The sequence below is a fragment of the Paenibacillus glycanilyticus NBRC 16618 genome (assembly GCF_004000805.1).
Taxonomy (GTDB): Bacteria; Bacillota; Bacilli; order Paenibacillales; family Paenibacillaceae; genus Pristimantibacillus; species Pristimantibacillus glycanilyticus.
The window spans coordinates 62,422-76,738 of record NZ_BILY01000037.1 but is presented as its reverse complement, the minus strand read 5'-3'; the positions used below and the strand labels follow the sequence as shown (position 1 = coordinate 76,738).

Sequence of the window (14,317 nt, the reverse complement as noted above, 5' to 3'; positions counted from 1 at the left end):
TAAAGGTCCAGCAAAAGCGAGGTGCTCGCGTGCTTAACGATGCCGCACATCGTTAAGGTCCGCGAAAAGGCCGGATTTCCGGCCAAAAAGCCACTTTTGAGCTAGCTTAACGATGCGGCGCATCGTTAAGGTCCCGCAAAAGCGAGGTGCTCGCGTGCTTAACGATGCTGCACATCGTTAAGGTCCGCGAAATGGCCGGATTTCCGGCCAAAAAGGCACTTTTGAGTTAGCTTAACGATGCGGCGCATCGTAAAGGTCCCGCAAAAGCGGGGCACTCGCGTGCTTAACGATGCCGCACATCGTAAAGACCGGCGAATCCGCCGCTTACTGACAAACCCCGGACAGAACGAGAAAATTCTCCCAGCTGTCCGGGGTTTTGCGTTCAGGCGAGGGGACATTTTTTTCGCAACGATCTAAAAATATGTCCATTCCTTCTAAAAAAGCGACATGGGCGCGTGATCCCCGGCCAGCTAGAATGAGTATCAGAAAGAACGACACACATTCTAGGGGGAAGCGAACATGAAGAAATCGATGAAGCTTTTGGGTACTTCGCTTATCGCGCTTAGCCTTGTAGCGGCAGCAGGCTGCGGAAGCAACAGCAGCAATAGCAACAACGGAGGCAAAGACGCGGGAACAAGCAACCAGGCAAACAGCGGCACAAACGCGGCTGCGGGAAATAGCGGTGACGCGAAAGCGGAGAAAGCCGATATCCTGTTCTGGACACCGTTCTCCGGTGCCGACGGCGAGTTCATGAAGAAGATTGTAGAGAAATACAACTCTTCCCAAGACACGTACAAAGTGAAGCTCGTCATTCAGCCGAACGGCGAATACTACAAGCTGCTTGACGTAGCGATGAGCGCGGGCAAAGACCGTCCGGACCTGGCGATCATGCACGTTGACCAAATTCCGACTTACGTGAACAAAGGCCAGCTTCAGCCGATGGACGATCTGGCGGGGGCAGCTTCGATTAATAAAGCGGACTATGTGGAAGCTCCGGTGAACTACGAGACAATCGACGGCAAATGGTACGGCATTCCGCTCGACATCCATCCGCTCGTGATGTACTACAACAAAGATTTGTTCGAAAAAGCAGGGATTGCGGCTCCGCCAACCAACCGTGCCGAATTCGAAGCCGACGTGGAGAAGCTGACGGACAAAGCGAAGGGCGTATACGGCTATGTGGTTCCAACGCTCTGGCCGCAGCAATTTATTTTCCCGACGCTGGTATGGCAAAATGGCGGCGACCTGTGGAACGGTACGGATGTAGCCTACAACTCGCCTGAAGCGGTTGAAATGGTGCAATGGATGCGCGGCCTCGTAGACAAAGGCGTATCGCCGGGCAACGTTCAACAGGACGGAGAAAATACGCTGTTCCTGCAAGGCAAAAACGCGATTCAATTTAACGGTCCTTGGATGAAAGGCCAATTCGACGAAGCGGGCATCAACTACGGCGTAGCTCCGGTTCCGCAAATCGGCAAGGCAAAACAAGCGGTGTACGCAGGCTCCCATAACTTCGTACTGCCTAAAGGCGTAACAGACGCAAATGTCGTGAAAGGCATCGGCGACTTCCTGAAATACGTATCGACCAACTCGATGGATTGGGCGGCTTCCGGCCAAGCGCTGGCTTCCAAGCCAATGCTGGAAAGCGCGGAATTCAAAGCTCTCGACATGCAAAGCAACGTGGCGAAATCGTTCGATTACGTTCAATTCGCGCCAAACGTGCTGAACTGGGGAACGATCTCCGATCCGATCTGGGGCGAACTGAGCAGCGCGCTGCTTGGCAAGAAGGACGCTCAAAAAGCGATGGACGATGCCGTAGCGAAGTCCAGACAAGCGATGAAAAAATAAGCAACGGCAGGACGAAGAGGCTGACAACCAGCTTCTTCGTCCCTCTGTTTATACCTTTAATCCGAATGGAGGAGCTGTAATGGTCAAGAGCTCTTTGCAATCCCGCTTAACGTCAACCTTGTTTGTACTGCCGTACCTGCTCAGCTTTTGCGCTTTTCTGCTGATCCCGATTTTATACGGCATTTATATCTCGTTCCATAATTTCGAGCTGCTGTCGGATACGCATAAATTCGTAGGCTTCGATAACTACGTTAAAATCTTTACGCCCGGCTCTTATTTGTTCGAGCAATTTACGACCGGTCTATGGAATACGGTGCAATTCGTTCTGTATTCGGTTCCGCTGCTGGTTGTTCTTGGCCTTGCGCTCGCTTTGCTGCTGAATCAGCTGCCGAAGCGGATCCGCGGGCTGTTCCGTACGTTTTACTTCATGCCATACGCGATATCGGGTTCGGTAATGGCCGTGATCTGGCTGATGATGTTCGATACGAACGCGGGCTTCCTGAACGGGTTGCTGGCCAAGCTTCATATCGATCCGGTTGCATGGCTGACGGATCTGCCGTGGGTGTGGGTGTCGCTCGTATTGACCACGCTGTGGTGGACGATTGGCTTTAATATGATTATTTTCACCAATGCGCTGAATGAAGTGCCGGAGGATTATTACGAGGCGGCTTCGATTGACGGCGCGAATGCCTGGAAAAGGTTCGTCAGCATCACCCTGCCGTCGATCCGTCCGGTTATGCTGTTTATCATTATTACTTCGACGATTGCTTCGTTTAACGTGTATGCGCAGCCGTTCCTCCTCACGCGGGGCGGACCCGGCGACAGCACCAAGGTTCTGCTTATGAACGTGCTGGACGAAGCGTTTAAGGGCAAGCAGGTTGGTTCGGCTTCGGCGATGGCGATCCTGATGGCGCTTATCATTATTATCGTGTCGGCTGTCCAGTACAAAATCGCTTACGGAAGGAAGGAGTAGAAGCATGAAAAAAACATTACTTGTTCTCGTTGCAGTCATCATAGCGGTTATTTTCCTGCTTCCGCTCATCTGGATGTTGTCGACTTCCTTCAAGAACGATTTTGAGGCTCTTGCCGGTCAGATGAGTCTGATTCCGAAGAAACCAACGTTCGAGAATTACCTGGACGGGTTAAAAGGCAATCTGATGAACGTTCCGATTACGCGCTGGATTTCGAACTCCTTGTTCGTTGGCGCCGCGGGTACGGCGATTGTGCTGCTCTTCTCGTCAATGGCGGCATACGCGCTTGCCCGTCTGCAGGATTTGCCGTTTAAAAAGCTCATGTTCCCCATGTTTATCGGCTCCATGATGATTCCGGGCGTCCTGACGTTCCTGCCGATGTATATGGAATTTAACGCGCTTGGCTGGATCAATACGTATGCGGCGCTTATCCTTCCTTATTCGTCCGGCGCATTTGGCGTATTCCTGTTGTTCCAGTTCTTCACGGCGTTTCCGAAAGAGATCGAAGAGGCCGCGCGGATCGACGGCGCAAACAAATGGCAGATTTATTCCCGCATTCTGCTTCCTGCTTCGGTATCCATTATGGTTACGCTCGCGATCTTTACGTTTATGGGCATTTACAATGATTTCGTATGGCCGCTTTATTCCACAACCTCGCCGGAGATGCGCACGATTACGGCCGGCATTGCGATGATGGCGCAAGGCAGCTATACGCAGGCATACGGCAAGCTGATGTCGATGACGGTTATTGCGACGCTGCCGGTATTCATCATCTTTATTGTCGGTCAACGTTCCTTTGTTAAAGCGATCACGCAAGCAGGTGTGAAATGAATTCAAAACGATGGGCTGTCCTCACGGCAGCGGTGCTGCTGGTTGCGGCGGCCGGTATAGGAGTGTGGGCAATGAAAGATAATGCAAACGATGCAAGCCGGATGGCAGCCGATTACAAAGGCCATGGCGGCACGTTTAAAAATACGCTGGCGGAGATCGATACGCCCGACCCCGCCGTTGTATACAAGGATGGCTACTATTACATGACGTTTACGCATAACGGCGCGGATGTCATGGTCATGAAATCCCGCACCATCGATTTCAAGCAGGCTGAGCGGAAGGTGGTCTGGTACCCGGACATCGGAACCAATTATTCGGCTGAGCTGTGGGCACCGGAAATCCAGTTCATTCAGGGGAAATGGTACATCTATTTCGCCGCTGACGACGGTCAGAACGAGAACCACCGGATGTTTGTCCTGGAAGCGGACACCGATGACCCGATGGGGAGCTATACGTTTAAAGGCCAGGTGAAGGATGATACCGACAAATGGGCGATCGACGGACTTGCGATGGAGCTGAACGACAAGCTTTATTTTGTATGGTCCGGCTGGGAAGGCGATATTAACCTGCAGCAAAATACGTACATCGCCCCGATGAACGATCCGCTGACCATCAGCGGCCCCCGCGTCCTTTTATCCGAGCCCGACCTGGAATGGGAGAAAGCCGGAGGCCCTCCTTATATTAATGAAGGACATTCGATTCTCCATCATAACGGCCAGGTTCACATCGTGTATTCGGGGGCTGGCAGCTGGACACCGTTTTACGCGCTTGGCATGCTGTCGCTGAAGGAGGGCGCGGATCCGCTGGTGGCTTCGAACTGGACAAAAGCGCAGGAGCCGATCCTGAAGATGGACGAGGACGCCGGCGTTTACGGTCCGGGACATAATTCCTTCGTAACTTCACCCGACGGTACGGAGCAATGGATCGTTTATCACGCGACAACCGCTCCGACGGACGGCTGGGGCAACCGGAAGGCTCGCGCGCAGAAGCTGGCATGGGATGAAGCGGGAAATTTGCAGATCGGCAAACCATTAAGTTTGGATACAGCCATTGAGGTTCCTGCGGGCATGGGGGTCTTCAAGGCGGCGGCTGCCTCTGCGGACGTAAGCTTTGACCTGATTCCTTCTACTATTCATACTACGGCACCTCTTCTTATTCATTATCGGAATGATACGGGCGAAAAGCTTCAAGCAAGCGTTAGCGTCAATGGTGAACAAACCGTTGATGTTGTGCTTCCCGAAACGGATGGGACGGGTTACGCTTATGCCGACATTTCGCTTGCGGCAGGCATGAATGAGGTTCGTATCGCGATTGCCGGAGGGCAAGGCAGGATTGAGGCCATTGAGCTCCCGAGATATGAAGCGGAGTATGCAGCTGCGGGAGCGCAAGGCGAAGCGGAGGAGAATTTGTTCTCGTCAGCGGGAGGCAAAGCCGTGATTACGCCGGGTGAAGGAGAGGGTTTGCTTTTTGCCAACATTCAAGTGCCGGTAAGCGGAGCTTATGAGATTAGGCTAGCTGGCGCTAACACCTCCGGCGATAACGCGGAGCTTCAAATTCGCGAAGACAGCGGCAGCAAAGCGAAAAGGGTTGTTTTTCCAAACGGAAAACGCAACAATTACCATATTCAATCGGTCATCTTGCAATTGAAGGCGGGCAAGAACGCCATTATACTTGAGAATGCGACAGCAGAAGTGCATATCGATTATATGGACATCTTGAGAAGTTCCGCGCAATAGCGATTACGCGTACGAAGCAAGAATTGATCAGCAATTCTACTAACATAACATGCATCACACCATTCTTTTTAGGAGGCGCTGGTCATGAGAGGCTTGTCCTTTCGTTCTTATCTTACAGCAGGCTTAAGCATCATCATCGCGGCAAGCCTTACCTTGACTGGCTGCAGCCAAAACCATAACGACGCCTCGGCATCCGCCGAGCCTAAAGCATCCGCTATCCAACTTAATTATTGGACTCCCTTTAGCGGGGGAGATAATTTGTTTATGACCGAGATGGTCGATCAGTTTAATAAAGAGCACGAAGACATTCAAGTCGTCCAGATGAATTCCAGGCTGGACGACTATTATTCGCGGCTGCGGACGGCCATATTATCCGGCAACGCGCCGGACGTGGCGATTATTCACGCAAGCTCCCTGCCTCAATTCGTGCAGAACGGTTACATTGAAGATTTATCCGGCCCGGCGCAAGAAGCGGGTCTGGATTGGAACGTATATAACAAAGCCGGGATGAAGGCGGTCTCTTTCCAAGGCAAGCCTTATGCCGTACCGCTGGATACCCATATGCTTGTCATGTATTACAACAAGACATTTCTGGAGCAAGCCGGTGTTCTTGACGCGCAGGGCAAGCCGGTGCTTCAAGGCGGGGAAGCCGGCTTTAACCATTTCTTACAGCAAATCAAGCAGTCCATCCCAAACGATGTCGCTCCGCTTGCCCAGCCAAGCACCCGGATCGACGCCGTATGGTTGTGGTGGAGTCTGTATAACCAGATTCAAGGCGGCGGGAAGTTCTATAACGCGCAAGGCACAAAGGCCGTGCTTAACAACCCGGCTGCCCTGAAGGCGCTGAACTATGTAGAGGAACTGTATAAGAGCAAGCTTATACCCCCTAATATACCGGATTCCTTCAAGCTATTTAATGAGGGAAAAGCGGCAGTTCTCATTACGGGCGTATGGGCAACCGGCGCGCTTGAGAAAAACGATGCCCTGAACTTTGGCGTTGTGCCGCTGCCAACGATCTATGATAAGCCCGCAGCCTGGGCGGATTCCCATACGCTGGCGATTCCGTCGCAGCATGATATGTCGCAGGAAAAGCGGGATGCGGCGATGCTGTTCATGAAATGGCTGGCCGAGCATGGCGCCAAATGGGCGGAAGCGGGTCATGTTCCAAGCGCCAGCGCGGTGATGGATTCGGATGCGTTCCTATCGCTGGATTACCGCAGCGATTATGCGGCCGCCGCCAATTCCGTCGCCTTCTGGCCGAAGCATACGAAGCAGCATAGCTTTATCGAAGTCATTATCCGGCAGTTCGAACGGATGATCTACGGTCAGCAGACACCGGAGCAGGCACTCCAGGCAACCGAAAAGCAAATCAATCTTGAGCTGTCGAAGTAAGCGGGGTGAGCGATGATGATAATCTATGGGCGCATACAGCAATGGTTCAAAAATCTGGCGCTTGCCCGCAAGCTTATTCTCGTTTACGTGCTTCTTATCGTAGTACCGCTGGGAGTGATCGGTGCGTTATCCTTCTCGATCTTTGCCTCCAAGATGGAGGAGCAGGTCGGCAAGTATCAGCTTCAGATGCTGAAGCAGGTGACGCTGAATATCGATACGTATATGAATGAGCTGAACCGGCTGTCGCTGATGCCGTATCAGTATCAGGAGATTCTGGATTTTCTCGCAACGTCCAGGAAGCCCGGCGAAGCCTTGTCCCTGCAGGAAATCGACGATTTGAACAACTTTGTCTCCAAAGTATTTCTGAACGGACGCGTCGATATTATGGGCATTTCCTTGTTCGGCGAGCATGGCGCCTCTTATGTCGTGCTGCCGGAAAGCCAATACATGACGACGTATCAGCTTGGCGGCAACACCGAATGGCTGGAGAAGGCTAAGGGCCGCTTCGGCCAGCCGACTTTTATAACGACCCATGAAGTTAAGTCGACAAGCGGGACGGCTTATCAGGTGTTCTCGATTGCCCGCGAGCTGAGGAGCTTCGACAGCGGAGATACGCTTGGTTATATCGTGATTGACATCGATCCCGCGGAAGTGCGCAAGCTGCTGTCTCAGGTCAGTCTGGGGAGTAAGGAATCGCTGTATATGACGGACAGTGCCGGAGATCTGGTGCTGCGCAAGGAGAAAACGGCGATTTATCCGGTTATCGAAGGCTTGTCGGACGAGGGCGTCTCCCATCATAAGGTGGACGGAAAAAGCCTGCTTGTCGCCCATGTCAGCTCGGAGGTAACGGGCTGGACCACCGTTGGCGTCGTACCGGTATCGGTACTGATGAAGGACAGTTTCGTGGTCCGCAACTCGATTATATTGATCGGCGGCATTTGTATCGGACTTGCCGTGTTGCTGTCAGTTTTTATCGCGTTCAGAATTACGAGTCCGCTCCGGATGCTTCGGTCGCTTATGCGCAAGGTGGAGAGAGGCGATCTGAAGGTATCATTCCCCGTCCGGCAATGGGACGAGGTTGGCCAGCTGGGCAATGCCTTTAACATGATGGTGTCTCATCTAAGCGAGCTCGGATACCGGCTGTACGAGACGGAAATCAGGGAAAAGGATGCCGAGATCGCCGCGCTCCAGAGCAAGATTAATCCGCATTTTCTATACAACACGCTTGGTTCGATCTCCATGTACGCCGAGGTGGAGGGCAATAGGGAAGTGGTTACGATGACGAATAATTTAAGCCGCCTGCTTCGGTATTCGTTAAGCGGGCGCAAGGAAACCGTAACGCTGCGCGATGAGCTGGATCATGTAAAAGGGTATATGACGATTCAGAAGATGCGTTACGACGACCGGATAGATTTTCGCCTTGAGGTGGATGAATCGTTGCACGGCTGTCCGGTTATTCCGCTTATGATTCAGCCAATCGTAGAAAATGCCATTAATCACGGGCTCGATAAAGGGATTGGCGAAGGAAGGATTCAATTGTCCTGCTATCAGGATCAGGGGTTGCTGACGATCGTCATTGAAGACGACGGCATAGGCATGACCAGCGAGCAGCTAAGCGCGATGCGCAAGCGATTGGATAAAATCCATGACCTGGGAGGCACCTCCGGCAATGGCCTCATGAACGTTCACCGCAGAATTCGTCTTCATTACGGCGAGCAATACGGCCTGCAGCTGGAGAGCATGCCGTTCCAAGGGTTAAAGGTCATCTTAACGATGCCAATCGCTTTTTCCATGACGGGATAGGGAGGAGACTGGCACATGCCAAACATTCTGATTGTCGACGATGAGGCGATATTCCGCAGGGGACTTCGTAAAATCATTGAGTCCTCTTCCGGCAGCTGGGAGGTTGCGGGCGAAGCGAAGGACGGGTACGAAGCTCTGGAAATGGTGGAGAGCCTCAAGCCCGACGTGTTATTAACGGATATCCGGATGCCCCGGATGGACGGGCTGCAGCTGATTCAAATCGCGAAGGAGCGGTTTCCGAAGCTGCTTGTTATCGTTCTTAGCGGCTTTGACGAATTTACGTATTTGCAGCAATCGCTCCGCCATGGAGTCAGGGATTATCTGATGAAGCCCGTGGAGCGGGAGGAGCTGTTCAGGACGCTGGGGAAGCTGGAGACGGAGCTTGCCAGGTCCCGGCAGCAGGTAACCGAGCTGTATACGTCGGAGCCGGCCGATGCGCGGATCATCCGCCAGCATGTGAGCGAGCATCTGGTGGCAGGGCTGCTGAAGGGCTACGTGAACGAGACGGATCTGGCCTTGCTGGCGAGAATCGGCGTTACTTTCCAGGAGCCGTGTTTTGCCTGCATGATTATCAAGCTGGATAAAGATCTGCTCGACAAGGAGCGGTACGAGAAAGCGGACCCAAGCTTGTTCCAGCTGTATATTCAACAGATCGTCCAAGAGCTTTTGGACCAGCGTGCCAAAGGTTTCTCGTTTATTCTATCCGAGACTGAGGTTGTCGCGCTTGTTAATCTGCCCGGTCAGCCAGGGACAGGAGAGCCGCTGCTTGCGTTGTCGGAAACCATTCGCAAGCGCATGATCTCCCTGTCGAGATTAACCGTAACGATTGGACTGGGCAGAACCGTGGGAGGAATCAAGGAAATTCCGCAATCGTTCCAGGAGGCGAAGATTGCCCAGCTGCACCGTTTAATCGTGGGCGGCGACCGCGTGATCAGCTATTCGAGGATGAAGGAAGGCGAAGAGGAGATGGCTTGGAGCTCGCTGCTTGAGCTTCCGCTTGAGCTTCTCGAGTCGTCGATTCAGGAAGGCAAGCCGGAGCGGACAAGACAATACGCGGCTTCGTTCGTAACGGCCCTCTGCTCGCAGGCGAGAAGTCCGGAAGTGATTCACCAGCAGATTTGCAAGCTCCTGATTCACGGGTATGAGGAAGCGGAGAAGCTGGAGCTAACGCAAAGCTGGCTGGGCGATCGCACGATTCAGGCGGTGCTGCTGGAGATTTGTTCCCTCACTTCCCGCACGGAGCTGATCGAGTGCTGCTGCGCTTACCTGGAGAAGCTGGCCGCATGTATCTCGAACGGGCAGAAAAACTTCGACCAAGATCCCATCGAAAAGGTCATACGGTACGTGAACCAGCATTATCACGAGCCTTTATCGCTGACGCAAGTCGCGGAGAAGGTTTATCTGAACCCGGCCTACCTGTCGACGTTGTTCAAGCAGCGGACCGGGAGCTCGTTAGTCGAGTACTGGACGGAGCTTAGAGTTTCCGAAGCGAAAAGGCGCCTGGTCTCCTCCAACGAAAAGGTAACGATGATTGCCGAGAGTACGGGCTTCGGGAATATCCGCCATTTTAACCGGGTATTCAAAAACGTTACGGGCTTTGCCCCCATTGACTACAGGGAACAAGCCAGATCGGTGAAGGTTTAGAGAATAAACAGCCTGCGGAACCGTTTATGTTCTGCAGGCTGTTTTGTTGTTCGCAGGAAGGCAGCTTTCCGCAACAAATCGATTTCCTTTGCGTCTGTAAAGTGGGATTATTTGGAGGGAGGCTGCGTCGTCTTGGGTATAAAATCAAAAATATTGCTGTTTTGCTTCATCATAGCTTTATTAACGTGCACCTTACTAATTGTTCGCAAAAGCGGTGAACAAGGGATGGAAAAAGCCGCGCTTTCCCTGGACCAGCCGCCGATGGCAAGGATTGCTCATATTGAAAAGCTGGGGAAGAAGAACGCCATCGCATTTTATGAATGGGGTACCAATCCGCAGTATTTCGGAATCGCGCGATTGAAGAAGACTATATTCGGCTGGCATTTTACTGGCGGTTCTACTTCAGCGGAGCCCAAGGAGCATAAGTTTGGATGGTCCTTTTACGGTTTAAAAGGCGATGTTCCGAATTACGCAGGCATGTATTCCGGAAAGATCTATGATCCCGAGATTGCAAGCATGTGGATGAAGAGCAGATCGAGCGGTAAAGAACAACCTTGCCGAATCATCGAGTACGGGGCTGGCGAAAGGTTCTGGTTCTATTTATCGGAGCAAGAAGAGGGGCCGGATACCGTTATCCTTGCGCGTTCACAGACGGGCGAGATTTTGGAGCAGTATCCCAGCGAATAAGGAAAAAAGCTTTCCCAACGCTTCTATTAATAGAGCGTAGGAAAGCTTTTTTATGTTTATGCGGTCTCGTTATGCCCGCGAACGGATTTCCTGGCGCATAAACAGCACATAAGAGATAGCAAAGCAGATTGCCGTCTCGGCAATCATACAAATAAGCTGCGGCCAGGACAGCAGAATGCTTTGCGTTAGGGGCAGAGGACTTGCTATCGCCCCGACAACCTGCTCGGTTGTCAGCGGGCCAAGCGACCTTACGCCAGGCATTAGCAGCGTGCTGGTGGCCTCCGAGAACAAATACGAAGGCGAGATCCGGTTAAGCAGAAGCATCCAGTTAAAATGGCTAATCTGCTCACCGATACCGGCCGAATCGGCAGGCGCAGTCGCTTTGTCAATCAGTCCGATAATCATGCTGTAGAACACCGAGAAGAAGATCCAAAGCGCAATACCCGATAACGCGGATGTAGCCGTCTGTCTGAAACGGATCGAGAAGATAATCGAAAGGCTCAGCCAGAACCCGACATACACAACGGCTACGACGAGGAAGCAAAGGACGCGAAGCACTTCCTCCGGTGTTGGCGGGTAACCGATAACAAACAGGCCAAGTCCCATGACAAGCAGCCCAAGAGAGAACAGAACCACAGAGATCAACAGCAGCGATGCCGTGAATTTCGCCAGAATAAAATCATCCCGGTATAAAGGCTGCGAGAGCAGCCTGCTTAGCGTTCCTTTGCTGCGCTCCGTATTGACGGCATCAAAGCCAAGAGCGATACCAATCAACGGCCCCAGAAACGAGACAAAGGTGACGAAAGTCGGCAGCGAGCCGTCCGAAGCGGTGAACATTTGCAGGAACAAAAAGGAGGTATCGGTCTGCTGCGATTTGACGCCCGCTTGAATAGCGGTCACTGCGGCATAGATGGAGCCAATGCAAGCCAGCGTAATAATGCCGATCAGAATGGTAAAGCGCCAGCTCCGCAGATGATCGCCAAATTCCTTCTGGACCAGCACCCAGAAGGGAGAGTAGTTGCGGCTTCCGCTTTCAGGCGTTTGATCCGGGCGGCTGTTTATTAATCGGCCGGAAAGCTTTTTCCAAAAGCCGTTATTGAATGCCGTTGCTGCGTTCAAGCTGTCCCCCTCCTTCGAAATAACGGTGATAAATATCATCGAGACCGTATTGCTTGCGGCGAATGCCGAACAAGGATGCCCCGCAGTCCAGCACGGTTCGGGCCGCCTCCGAGGTCAGATCGCGCGTGCCCGTGATTACGGCGTCCAATGACAGAACGCTGCTATAAGCATGATCCGAAACATCAGGACCTTTATAGGTAAGAAGACCATCCAGCCCGGAGAGGCGTTCATCCAGTTCTTTGGACCACGGGGCTGCGGACAGCTCGACCGTGACGCTGCCGTCATCGTCCAGCTGTTTTGCCAGGGATTCGATGTTGCCCGAAGCAATCAGCTTGCCTTGAACGAACAAGCCTACCCGGTCGCATATTTGCTGAACTTGATGAAGGTGATGGGAGGACAGCAGGACGGTGAGTCCTTCGTTCCGGCTTAATTGTTCAATCAGCTCCAGCAGCTCGCGTACCCCTTCCGGGTCAATGCCAAGCGTTGGCTCGTCGAGAATAATAATTTCCGGCTTCTTGATCAGCACGTCGGCAATGCCAAGCCTTTGCCGCATCCCTCTCGAGAATGCGCCAACCCTCTTGGTCAGCGTATGCTGAAGGCCAACCCGCTCAAGCAGCTCCAGTGCCTGAATCCTGGCATCCTGGATAGGAATGCCGTTTAGTCTTGCCGTTAGAAGCAAATTATCAAGCGCCGTGCGGTCTTCATAAAAGCCTACATCATCCGGCATGTAGCCGACTCTTCGTTTTACCTCAAGCGGCTGCCTTGCCGGATCAAGCCCGCATACCCTGACCTTGCCGGAGCTTGGCTCCGTCAGCCCCAGCATCATCAGAATGGTTGTTGTTTTGCCCGCGCCATTGGGGCCGAGAAGCCCGTATACTTCCCCTCTGTGAATCGTCAGATCCAGCTGGCTCACGGCAGTTTGCTCGCCGTATTTTTTCGTCAGCCGGGACATTTCGATAATCGGTGCCTGGGCGAATGACTCCATCGTTACCGCCTCCCGAATTTACGGAATAAGCCGTAGATCGCCGCGATAACAGCCAGAATAATGACAATGCCGATCCAGCCCCAGAGGACCGAGGATTTCACCGCGACGCGGAATTGCGCGTCGGCGGATTTTTCCGGGGCAGCAGCATTCACGTTCACCACGTAGTCGCCTGCGAGTGCTTTTTTATCCGCTTTTATGGTGGCTTGAACATGGGCGGTTTCTCCCGGCTTGATGGAAGCAATGGTCGAAGGCTCGAAGGTGACCTCCCAGTCGGTTGGGCTTTCCGCGGTCATGGCCACTTGCTTAAGCTCCGCCGATCCTTTGTTCGTGACGACAAGGTCAAGCTTGCGCGTGGAGCCGGCGGTCACCTTTGTGCTTAATAGATCGTTAGGAGTGCTTAATGCCAGGTCGTAAGTGCCGGTTACCACGGCTTCTACCGTTGTGCTACCGTTTGTAGAGTTGTTGGAAGCCGATATAGGGATGTCATAAGTACCGGCCTGAACCGATTGAGGCGGTTTTGCGCTAATCGTAATCGTCTTCTGGCCGTTGGCGTCAACCTCGACCGAGGTTACGCTGTTGCTTCCGTCGCTGAACGTCACATCCCAGCCGGCAGCGGCTTGGGCGGCAAGCGCGTAGGTTTGTTTTTCGGCCGTGCGGTTGCGAAGCGTTGCGCTGAAGGTAAACGTAGAATCCGAATGCCCCTGCATATTGGGTTGATCCGTCGTTAGCTCGGTCCGGAAGGTACCTTGCTCGGAGACCTGAACCGCAAGGGGAAGCACGCTTCCGTCCGCATTCATTTGAAACTGGTATACGCCTTTGTTAATTTCGAGCGGAACCTCGAGCTGCAGGTTTACCGTCTGGGATTCACCGGGCTTAACCGCGATCCTGCTGACGGTACGCCCTCCCGCCGTGAGCTCGTAATCCCACTTGTTGCCCTTCTCGTCGAAACCAAGATCCACCGTCTGAGTAGACGAGCCGTGGTTGATAATATCCACCGAATAAGCAATCGAATCCCCCGGCGGTGCGGACAATTGAAGATACGGCGTATACAGCTCTACCGCCGCTGCTGCCGAGACCGGCATTGCGCCTGCTCCCAATGAGACGGCCCCTAATGTCATTCCTAGCGCAAGCAAATATTTAGCGCTTTTTTTGCGGCATGCTTGAAGCATGCGATCCCCTCCTGTAGCTTGGAAATTTTGACTTCATCGCCTTGAAGCGTACGTAATCGGTACGATTGGCAAAGGGGATTGGATTTACGAACCTGAAAAAAAATTTATTTTCCCTCCGGCGAAAATTCTGGT

11 protein-coding genes are annotated in these 14,317 nt (G+C 52.9%); 8 read left to right on the top strand and 3 right to left on the bottom strand.

All coding sequences use genetic code 11. From position 1 onward, the window contains the following. The first annotated feature begins 519 nt into the window (after nucleotides 1-519). The 8 genes from PGL01S_RS24210 (at nucleotide 520) to PGL01S_RS24175 (ending at nucleotide 10,912) form a co-directional block, all read left to right on the top strand. The gene (locus PGL01S_RS24210) at nucleotides 520-1,848 is read left to right on the top strand and encodes an ABC transporter substrate-binding protein (protein ID WP_127497192.1); all 1,329 of its coding nucleotides are present in this window, start codon (nucleotides 520-522) and stop codon (nucleotides 1,846-1,848) included. Nucleotides 1,849-1,927: 79 nt separating this feature from the next. After that, on the top strand, nucleotides 1,928-2,821 hold the full coding sequence (locus tag PGL01S_RS24205; RefSeq protein ID WP_127497190.1) for a carbohydrate ABC transporter permease: 894 nt from the start codon (nucleotides 1,928-1,930) through the stop codon (nucleotides 2,819-2,821). Between the two features lie 4 nt (nucleotides 2,822-2,825). Then, entirely contained in the window at nucleotides 2,826-3,650 is an 825-nt protein-coding gene (locus PGL01S_RS24200; protein ID WP_127497188.1) for a carbohydrate ABC transporter permease, read from the top strand. Continuing rightward, entirely contained in the window at nucleotides 3,647-5,386 is a 1,740-nt protein-coding gene (locus PGL01S_RS24195) for a family 43 glycosylhydrolase (protein ID WP_127497185.1), read from the top strand. The genes PGL01S_RS24200 and PGL01S_RS24195 overlap by 4 nt, the downstream gene beginning before the upstream one ends. Before the next feature lie 84 nt (nucleotides 5,387-5,470). Further along, on the top strand, nucleotides 5,471-6,778 hold the full coding sequence (locus tag PGL01S_RS24190; RefSeq protein ID WP_127497183.1) for an ABC transporter substrate-binding protein: 1,308 nt from the start codon (nucleotides 5,471-5,473) through the stop codon (nucleotides 6,776-6,778). A gap of 12 nt (nucleotides 6,779-6,790) precedes the next feature. After that, a complete protein-coding gene (locus tag PGL01S_RS24185; protein WP_244935734.1) occupies nucleotides 6,791-8,581 on the top strand; it encodes a cache domain-containing sensor histidine kinase in 1,791 nt (596 codons plus the stop codon). A 15-nt stretch (nucleotides 8,582-8,596) separates the two neighbouring features. Then, nucleotides 8,597-10,225, top strand: coding sequence for a response regulator (locus PGL01S_RS24180; RefSeq protein ID WP_127497181.1), 1,629 nt, complete (start codon nucleotides 8,597-8,599; stop codon nucleotides 10,223-10,225). A gap of 225 nt (nucleotides 10,226-10,450) precedes the next feature. Beyond that, nucleotides 10,451-10,912: a hypothetical protein gene (locus PGL01S_RS24175; protein ID WP_127497179.1), complete on the top strand. Its 462-nt coding sequence runs from the start codon at nucleotides 10,451-10,453 to the stop codon at nucleotides 10,910-10,912. A 69-nt stretch (nucleotides 10,913-10,981) separates the two neighbouring features. Here PGL01S_RS24175 and PGL01S_RS24170 read toward each other — a convergent pair whose 3' ends face one another. Genes PGL01S_RS24170 through PGL01S_RS24160 form a run of 3 tightly spaced genes read right to left on the bottom strand, consistent with a single transcriptional unit; the run spans nucleotide 10,982 to nucleotide 14,185 of the window. Further along, the gene (locus PGL01S_RS24170) at nucleotides 10,982-12,031 is read right to left on the bottom strand and encodes an ABC transporter permease (protein WP_244935732.1); all 1,050 of its coding nucleotides are present in this window, start codon (nucleotides 12,029-12,031) and stop codon (nucleotides 10,982-10,984) included. Then, nucleotides 12,006-13,016, bottom strand: a complete 1,011-nt coding sequence (locus tag PGL01S_RS24165; RefSeq protein ID WP_127497175.1) for an ABC transporter ATP-binding protein — start codon at nucleotides 13,014-13,016, stop codon at nucleotides 12,006-12,008. Before PGL01S_RS24165 ends, PGL01S_RS24170 begins: the two co-directional genes overlap by 26 nt. A 2-nt stretch (nucleotides 13,017-13,018) precedes the next feature. Continuing rightward, complete coding sequence (locus PGL01S_RS24160) at nucleotides 13,019-14,185, bottom strand: COG1470 family protein (protein ID WP_127497173.1); 1,167 nt, start codon at nucleotides 14,183-14,185, stop codon at nucleotides 13,019-13,021. Between the last annotated feature and the right edge of the window lie 132 nt (nucleotides 14,186-14,317).

Bases quoted from the DNA above. Each gene is read 5' to 3' on its own strand.
- PGL01S_RS24175 (WP_127497179.1), top strand. From the start codon at position 10,451: ATGGAAAAAGCCGCGCTTTCCCTGGACCAGCCGCCGATGGCAAGGATT.
- PGL01S_RS24190 (WP_127497183.1), top strand. From the start codon at position 5,471: ATGAGAGGCTTGTCCTTTCGTTCTTATCTTACAGCAGGCTTAAGCATC.
- PGL01S_RS24160 (WP_127497173.1), bottom strand. From the start codon at position 14,185: ATGCTTCAAGCATGCCGCAAAAAAAGCGCTAAATATTTGCTTGCGCTA.
- PGL01S_RS24180 (WP_127497181.1), top strand. From the start codon at position 8,597: ATGCCAAACATTCTGATTGTCGACGATGAGGCGATATTCCGCAGGGGA.
- PGL01S_RS24195 (WP_127497185.1), top strand. From the start codon at position 3,647: ATGAATTCAAAACGATGGGCTGTCCTCACGGCAGCGGTGCTGCTGGTT.
- PGL01S_RS24205 (WP_127497190.1), top strand. From the start codon at position 1,928: ATGGTCAAGAGCTCTTTGCAATCCCGCTTAACGTCAACCTTGTTTGTA.
- PGL01S_RS24185 (WP_244935734.1), top strand. From the start codon at position 6,791: ATGATGATAATCTATGGGCGCATACAGCAATGGTTCAAAAATCTGGCG.
- PGL01S_RS24200 (WP_127497188.1), top strand. From the start codon at position 2,826: ATGAAAAAAACATTACTTGTTCTCGTTGCAGTCATCATAGCGGTTATT.
- PGL01S_RS24210 (WP_127497192.1), top strand. From the start codon at position 520: ATGAAGAAATCGATGAAGCTTTTGGGTACTTCGCTTATCGCGCTTAGC.
- PGL01S_RS24165 (WP_127497175.1), bottom strand. From the start codon at position 13,016: ATGGAGTCATTCGCCCAGGCACCGATTATCGAAATGTCCCGGCTGACG.